Annotated in this window: 7 protein-coding genes; 2 read left to right on the forward strand and 5 right to left on the reverse strand. The window is 59.5% G+C overall.

The genetic code is table 11. The features are described from left to right. Positions 1 to 19: 19 nt before the first annotated feature. Positions 20 to 1,078: an adenosine deaminase gene (locus ACNAZS_RS12945; RefSeq protein ID WP_415789822.1), complete on the reverse strand. Its 1,059-nt coding sequence runs from the start codon at positions 1,076 to 1,078 to the stop codon at positions 20 to 22. Between the two features lie 162 nt (positions 1,079 to 1,240). Here ACNAZS_RS12945 and ACNAZS_RS12950 point away from each other — a divergent pair, with 162 nt between their 5' ends. Together ACNAZS_RS12950 and ACNAZS_RS12955 are read left to right on the forward strand one after the other, a co-directional pair. Then, on the forward strand, positions 1,241 to 3,751 hold the full coding sequence (locus ACNAZS_RS12950; RefSeq protein WP_415789824.1) for an AsmA family protein: 2,511 nt from the start codon (positions 1,241 to 1,243) through the stop codon (positions 3,749 to 3,751). After that, a complete protein-coding gene (locus tag ACNAZS_RS12955; RefSeq protein ID WP_415789826.1) occupies positions 3,748 to 4,134 on the forward strand; it encodes an MOSC N-terminal beta barrel domain-containing protein in 387 nt (128 codons plus the stop codon). Before ACNAZS_RS12950 ends, ACNAZS_RS12955 begins: the two co-directional genes overlap by 4 nt. 127 nt (positions 4,135 to 4,261) lie before the next feature. Here ACNAZS_RS12955 and ACNAZS_RS12960 read toward each other — a convergent pair whose 3' ends face one another. From ACNAZS_RS12960 to rsmD, 4 genes are all read right to left on the reverse strand, one after another. Continuing rightward, positions 4,262 to 5,446 carry a benzoate/H(+) symporter BenE family transporter gene (locus ACNAZS_RS12960; RefSeq protein ID WP_415790324.1) on the reverse strand — a complete coding sequence of 395 codons (1,185 nt, stop codon included), beginning with the start codon at positions 5,444 to 5,446 and terminating at the stop codon, positions 4,262 to 4,264. A 17-nt stretch (positions 5,447 to 5,463) separates the two neighbouring features. Next, complete coding sequence (locus tag ACNAZS_RS12965; RefSeq protein ID WP_415789828.1) at positions 5,464 to 5,718, reverse strand: YfhL family 4Fe-4S dicluster ferredoxin; 255 nt, start codon at positions 5,716 to 5,718, stop codon at positions 5,464 to 5,466. A gap of 86 nt (positions 5,719 to 5,804) precedes the next feature. Next, entirely contained in the window at positions 5,805 to 6,329 is a 525-nt protein-coding gene (coaD, locus tag ACNAZS_RS12970; protein ID WP_415789830.1) for a pantetheine-phosphate adenylyltransferase, read from the reverse strand. Between the two features lie 57 nt (positions 6,330 to 6,386). Next, the gene (rsmD, locus tag ACNAZS_RS12975) at positions 6,387 to 6,968 is read right to left on the reverse strand and encodes a 16S rRNA (guanine(966)-N(2))-methyltransferase RsmD (protein WP_415789832.1); all 582 of its coding nucleotides are present in this window, start codon (positions 6,966 to 6,968) and stop codon (positions 6,387 to 6,389) included. Positions 6,969 to 7,248: the final 280 nt, after the last annotated feature.

The raw sequence follows: 7,248 nt of genomic DNA on the forward strand, positions 1-7,248 counted from the left end.
AGTGAGGTCTTGAGGGTCGTCAGCTAACCGGTCCTTGTTTTAATTGTGCCACCGTGTCCGCCAGGGCGGCGTGCCAACGTGTTTTCTGGTCATCGGAAACAAAGCTGGCATCGAAGCTGTTTTTCGCCAATTCAACGGCATGGCGGGCATCCAGCGTCGGTAGGGCGCCGAACATTTCCAGGAAATTCTGATTCAGGTATCCGCCGAAATAGGCCGGATCATCGGAATTCACTGTCACGCAAAGACCCGCTTCGAGCAGGGTCATGACGTTGTGGTCGGCCATCGTATCAAATACACGTAGCTTGATATTTGACAGTGGGCAGACAGTGAGTGGGATGCGTTCACGCACGAGTCGTTCGACCAATTGCGGGTCTTCGACGCAGCGCACGCCGTGATCGATACGTTCTACGCCTAGCAGATCAAGCGCGTCGCGGATGTAGCTGGCGGGGCCTTCTTCGCCGGCGTGGGCTACGATGCGCAAGCCCAACTCTCGGCACCGGGCAAAGACGCGTGCGAATTTTTCGGGGGGATTGCCTCGTTCACTGCTATCCAGGCCAATACCAATGAAGTGCTCGCGATGCGGCAAGGCTTGTTCCAGCGTCTGAAAGGCATCGACTTCGCTCAGGTGGCGCAGAAAACAGAGGATCAGCGCGCTGCTGATACCGAGTTCGTCGCGTGCCGTATCACAGCCACGTTTTAGGCCATGAATGACGGTTTCGATTGAAATGCCTCGGGCGGTATGCGTCTGGGGGTCGAAGAACAGCTCGGCGTGCACGATATGGTCAGCTGCCGCACGGTGAAAGTACGCCATGGCCATGTCATGGAAGTCTTGTTCGTGCAGCAGCACGCTGGCCCCGGCGTAATAAATATCCAGAAAGCTTTGCAGATCGGTAAACGCGTAGGCGGTGCGTAGAGCTTGGACGCTATCATAGGGCAGCGTGACACCATTGCGCTGGGCCAGGGCAAAGATCAGTTCGGGCTCTAATGTGCCCTCGATATGCACGTGCAACTCGGCTTTAGGCATGGTGCGCAGCAATTCCGGGAGTCGCTGGCGAGGGAATTCAGTAAGTGTATGCATATTAAGAGCCGTATTTATCAGTAAGTTAGCGCGGTTTCCGGTCTCTGGTTTGTTACCATATTGCCACGCCGCGGACTCGAGGCGGCTAGCGTCACGCCATTACCTTACCGGATGGCGGGCGGTTACTCTTATTTTCCCAGTCGAGGTACCCTCGGGGCGGCAATGAAAACGTGGTTCAAGCGCATAGTGATAGGCCTGGTGGTGTTGGTTCTTGTGGCCGTCGTCGGCCTGGCCATCTTTTTGCTCACGTTCGACCCCAACGCCTATAAATACAAGTTGGAAGAACTCGTCCAAGAGCGTTATCACCGCACGTTGGCGATTGATGGCGAGATTGAGCTGTCGTTGTTCCCGCGTATCGGGTTGGCTGTGCAGGGGGTGTCATTGTCCGAGGCCAATAGCGCGGATCCCTTTGCCTCTATCGAAAGCATGCGGTTGGCGGTGGCTGTCTGGCCGCTGCTGTCGAGCAATCTGGTGGTGGACCATGTCGCGATCAACGGATTCAAAGTCCGGGTGGCGCGCAATAAATCCGGCCGCCTGAATTTCGAAGACCTGGTGGGCACCGGTGTGGTTACCACTGACAAGCCTGCTGGCGCCGGCGAGACGGCGGCAGGGGCAATGGCCGGCGCGGCCAGAGCGTTGGCCACGGGTGGTGCGTCGGCCCCTGCCACCATGCAGATTGATATCGCCGGGCTGGATCTGCAGTCGGGCGAAGTGCAGATCCAGGACGAAATCTCGGGCATGGCCGTCGCCGTCACCAATCTGACGGCCAATACGGGCCGCGTCACGTACAAACAGCCGTTCGATGTGACCCTGTCCGCGCATGTCGAGGGTGGCAATCCTCGCATGGATGCCAATCTGACGGGACAGGGCTTGCTGATGCTGGATCCGTTGGCCCAGCGGTTTTCCGCACAAAAGCTCGATATGCGCATGGACGGCAATGTGTTGGGCACCGAAGCCAAGAGTCTGAGCGCGCGCGGCAATCTGGCCTTCAACGGCGCGACCTCGTCCCTGGACGTCAATGGCCTGGAAATCCTGTTCCAGGGCGATGTGCCGGATCCGGCCACCCCGATGAAAAACGTCGAGGCGAGTCTGACGGTGCCCAAGCTGGCGCTGGACCCGCACAAGCTGCAATTGCAAACCGACAAGCTTGCCTTGCGCGCCAAGGGCTCCTTGCCGGGCGGACCATTTGAGCTGGCGGCCGATGCGCCAGCGCTGAATATTTCTCCGAGCGAAGCCACGGGTCAGGCGTTGACGGGCCGGGTGCGTTTGCAAGGCCTGGATGCCAGTTTTGGGTTAAATGGCATTAGCGGTAATGCCAGCGAGCTGGATATCAAGGAAGTGAAATTCGACAGTACGTTGACGCAGGGTGACAGGGTGGTCAAGGCGGTCTTCAGCTCGCCCGCCACATTTAACCTTTGGCAGCGTGCCATCAGCTTGTCGGCGCTGCGCGGCGAATTCAATATCACCGACCCGGGCCTGCCCAAGGGCAGCTTGCAGATTCCGGTGATCGGCAGCATGAACGCCAACCTGCAAAACGACCAGGCCGGCGCCAAGATCAACGCGGTGCTCGAGGGCGGCAAGTTCGACCTGACGGCCGACGTCAAGCAATTAACCAAGGTGCCTGATATCACGTTCGCCTTGGCGGTCGACACGCTGGATCTGGACAAGCTCGCACCGCCCATCGTGACGCCCGCCAAGGCCCCTGCTGGCGATGGCAAACAAGACGATCCCAACAAGTCGCCGGAGACTGGCCAGACTGCCGACGCCACGACCGATAGTTCGTTCGATTTGTCGGCACTGGTGGGGCCGACGGCCAATGGCACGATCAAGATCGGCCAACTGGTGGTGCGCGGCCTGAAAGCCAGCGACCTGTCGGCCAAAATCAAGCTCGACAAAGGTAAGCTCGATGTGTCGGCACTGACGGCCGCGCTGTACAACGGCAAGCTGGGCGGCACTCTGTCTGTCGACGCAGCCAAGGGGAACGCAATCGCGACCAAAATGAGCCTGGCCGGGATATCGATTGGTCCCTTGTTGACCGATCTGTTGAAAAAATCGGTTTTGACCGGCACGGGCAGCGTTGCGCTGGATTTGAAAACTGCGGGCTCGAATTCGTATGCGTTGACCACAGGTTTGAATGGCGGCATGCAACTGCGGTTACGTGACGGCGCCGTGAGCGGCATCAATGTGGCACAGACGTTGCGCGAACTCAAGGCTGCCTTCAAAGGTGAGGCACAAGATCCTGCGCTGGCCGCCGATCAGACTCGCCATACCGACTTTACCTCGCTTGAGGCTGATCTGGTCTTTACCAAGGGCATTGCGACGGCCAAACGCCTGGACATGGCATCGCCCTTGTTGCGCGTCTCTCAGGGCGATCCGGCAGCGATCGATTTTGTGAGAAGCGCGCTGAATTTCGTGGCCAAAGTACGGGTAGTCAACACCAGCACTGGCCAGGATGGCAAACACCTGGAGGAACTGAAAGGCATCACCATTCCGGTGCTGATCAGCGGCTCATTCGACAAACCCGTCTACACCATACAGTGGCGCGGCGCGGCGACAGAGGCGCTTAAAAAAGGCCTGGAAAAGAAAATCGAGGACGCTGTCATCGAAAAGCTGCACGATGAAAAATTCGTCCCCAAGATTAACGATGCCCTGAAAGGGATTTTGAGAAAATGAGCACGTCCGCCTATCAGCCTATCGCCCAGTGCGGTGAAACGCGGCAACAGCAGGCCCAGGATTACCATCAGCGCTGGTTGGTCAGCAACGATGCCGGGACATGGCTAGATCGTTCATTGTGCCCGCGATTGGCAGAGATTTCGGTCGAACTGCGTTTGGGCTATCTCGTGATGAAGGCACCGGGTATGCTGCGCTTGGATATCCCGCTGGACGTCATCGAAGACGATGACAGCGTGCGCTATCAGATCCGCATTGGCGAACAGGTGGTCGATGTCGTCGATGAGGGCGACCTGGCGGCAGCCTGGGTGTCTAATTTTTTGCAGATTCCGTGTCGTTTGCTCAAGGTGCATCCGGACATGGCGTCCGTGAACTGGCCTGCATGACTCGCCCACGGGCGTGACGCTAGCCTGATCCTTTGCATGTATCCTGCGGTCCCTGTGCGGGTCTTTGTACGAGGACCTCTGCTTTTCGTCTCGCGTTTGGCGCTGTACTTGGCCCTACGCTTGAGTCTTAGCGTCGCTTATATTCAAGCACCCAATGCGCAACAAGGCCGGCCGCTAGCCCCCAGAACGCGGAGCCAATTCCCCAGGCAGTAAATCCCGATGCCGTGGCCAGCAGCGTGATGAGCGCCGCCTCTCGGCGTGCCGGGTTGGACATGGCGCCAGCAAGACCGCCCAGGATAGCGCCCAACAGCGCTAGCCCTGTCAGGGCGGCGATCAGAGCCGGGGGAAGGGCCTGAAAGAACACCGCCACCGCGCCCGCCACTACACTGAGCAAGATATAGGTGGCGCCCGAGACGGCGCCCGCAATATATCGGCGAGCGGGGTCTGGATGGGCCTCGGGGCCTGTACAAATGGCGGCGGTAATAGCGGCCAGCGTGACGCTGTGCGCCCCAAAGGGCGCCGCCAGCAGCCCTAGGAAACCCGTGGCGCCGACCAATCGGGAGGCCGCGACGGGATAGCCGGCAGCCTGCAAAATGGCCAGGCCAGGCAGGTTTTGCGAGGCCAGGGCCACCATGAAAATGGGCACGGCCAAGCTGATCGCAGCCTGCCATGTAAAGACCGGTGTGGTCCAGACAAATTGCGTGAGTTGCCAGTCGACGTTGCCCAATTGCAATTGGCCCATTGCGGCCACAAAACCGAGCCCGGTGACCAGTACCGCGAGTACCGCGTAGCGCGGCGCCCAGCGTTTGCCGATCAGGTAGGCGGCGCACATGGCCAGTACCAGGGCGGGCTGTTCGCCGATGCGGGTAAAAATACCCAGCCCGAAATTCAACAGCACGCCGGCCAGCATCGCGCTGGCGATTTCGATGGGCACGCGACGCATGATGGGGTCGATCCAGCCAAACAGGCCGCAGGCCAGGGTCAAGGCCGACGCCAACACAAAAGCGCCGACGGCCTGATCGAATGGAACGCCAGCCAGCGCGGTGACGAGCAGGGCCGCGCCGGGGGTAGACCAGGCCAATACGACAGGGATGCGGCTGCGCAGACTGAGGATCAATCCGCCCAAGCCCACCACCAGGCAAATAGAGCCCAGCCAGGAACCAATGTGAGCGGCGTCCAGACCGGCGGTGTGGCCAGCCTGGACCATCAGGACCGCTGTGCCGCTGAAGCCCACCAGGACGGAAACCAGGCCCGCCACGATCGCGGAGAGCGAAACGTCGCGTGCCGGCGGATTGCGCAGCGATGCGGGAATCGTGGTGCCGGAGACGTTCACGCGACGGAGTTCGTCAGGCGATAGTATTTGGCCATCAGTGCGTCTTGCCCTTCGTACCATTGGGGATGAAGTTCGATGCACTCGACGGGGCAGACGACCATGCATTGGGGCTCGTCATGATGCCCCACACATTCCGTGCAGCGATCGGGATCGATGATGTAATACTCATCGCCCATCGAGATGGCCTCGTTGGGGCATTGCGGCTCACATACGTCGCAATTAATGCATTCTTCGGTGATCTTTAGTGCCATGACAAGGGACGAACCTGCGCGAATGGGCAGAATGTACCCATTGTACGCCGCTCACTCGCAGGGGAGGACTTGCCTGTCCATGCCGTTTACTTGATCTGCGGTTCGCCTGCGGCCGGCCAGGATTGTTCGCGGTGTTCTTTGGCCTTGGCCTGTAACCAGCGCTCGACCGACGGGAACACAAACTTGCTGACGTCACCGCCCAGTTGGGCGATTTCGCGCACGATAGTGCCCGAGATGAACTGGTATTGATCCGAGGGCGTCATGAACATCGTTTCGACTTCGGGCAACAGATGGCGGTTCATGCCAGCCATTTGAAACTCGTATTCGAAATCAGAGACCGCGCGCAGGCCACGCACGATGACGCGGCCATTTTGTTCGCGTACAAAATCTTTCAGTAACCCGGCGAAGCTCTTGACCTCGACGTTGGGATAGTGGCCCAGGACTTCCTGGGCGATTTCTACGCGTTCATCAATACCGAAAAATGGTTTTTTGTTGCGGCTGTGGGCGATACCCACCACCACCTTGTCGAACAGGGACGCCGCGCGGCGCACCAAGTCCTCATGGCCGCGGGTCAGTGGGTCAAACGTGCCGGGGTAGACAGCGGTAATCATGTGGGCTCCGATCCTTTTAACTGGCTTACACCTTCCTCCGAATTGAGGATTATTGACTTATTTCCGCATTGCAGCAAATTGCAGGAGTCCGTAGTGGACCGCACCGGCTTGATCCTGGCGCAAAATTTCGAATTCCGGGGGTGGGGCCAGCGGGGCTTCCGACTCGGCGTAAATCAGGGCTTCGTCCGCCAAAATCGCGGGTAACAAGGGCCACAGACGGGTCAGCCAGTCCTGATTAAAAGGGGGGTCTAACAAAATGAGATCAAAACGTGATGCATCCATGCGCTGGACGACTGCAAGCGCCTCGCCGGCATGGATGCGCACGGCATCGGCCTTTAATTTGTCGCGCAGCGTACGTAGCGAGGCGATGGCCGAGCGGTCGTTTTCGACCATTTGTACCTGCGTGGCACCGCGCGAGGCGGCTTCGAATCCCAGTGCACCACTGCCGGCAAACAGATCCAGTACGCGTTTGTCGGTGTAGTTTCCATCCCACAAATGGGTCAACCAGTTGAACAGCGTTTCACGCACGCGATCGGGCGTGGGACGCAGGCCGGGCACGTCGGGCACGGCAATGGGCGTACGTCGATATTGGCCGGCAACGATACGGATGGGTTTGTTGCCCGTGTTGGTTTTTTTCAAGAAAGCGAACCTCCTGCGCGAATATAGCAGTCGGGCCGGCCGGTCGGGCTGCTGCACTGCGGGGAACCGAATATACTTCGATCCATGTTCCGCTTCTTCAAGAAAAAAACTCCGCCGCCTGCGGCGCCGGTACAGCCTGATGCTGCTCCGCCCGTAGACGACCCGCGCTCGGCCGATGCGCCACCGCCGCAACAGGCCCCGGCCACGCCGGCCTCTGTTGCGCCTCCTGTTCCTGCCGCCCCAGAGGGCGNCGACGTGTCTCGGCGAAGCCCCTTCGGGG

It is taken from the genome of Bordetella tumulicola (genome assembly GCF_965138755.1).
In the GTDB taxonomy this organism is placed as follows: Bacteria; Pseudomonadota; Gammaproteobacteria; order Burkholderiales; family Burkholderiaceae_B; genus Bordetella_A; species Bordetella_A tumulicola.

What these genes read in the sequence shown, in the direction of transcription:
- ACNAZS_RS12955 (WP_415789826.1), top strand. Translation starts at nt 3,748, where the DNA reads ATGAGCACGTCCGCCTATCAGCCTATCGCCCAGTGCGGTGAAACGCGG.
- ACNAZS_RS12950 (WP_415789824.1), top strand. Translation starts at nt 1,241, where the DNA reads ATGAAAACGTGGTTCAAGCGCATAGTGATAGGCCTGGTGGTGTTGGTT.
- ACNAZS_RS12945 (WP_415789822.1), bottom strand. Translation starts at nt 1,078, where the DNA reads ATGCATACACTTACTGAATTCCCTCGCCAGCGACTCCCGGAATTGCTG.
- ACNAZS_RS12965 (WP_415789828.1), bottom strand. Translation starts at nt 5,718, where the DNA reads ATGGCACTAAAGATCACCGAAGAATGCATTAATTGCGACGTATGTGAG.
- coaD (WP_415789830.1), bottom strand. Translation starts at nt 6,329, where the DNA reads ATGATTACCGCTGTCTACCCCGGCACGTTTGACCCACTGACCCGCGGC.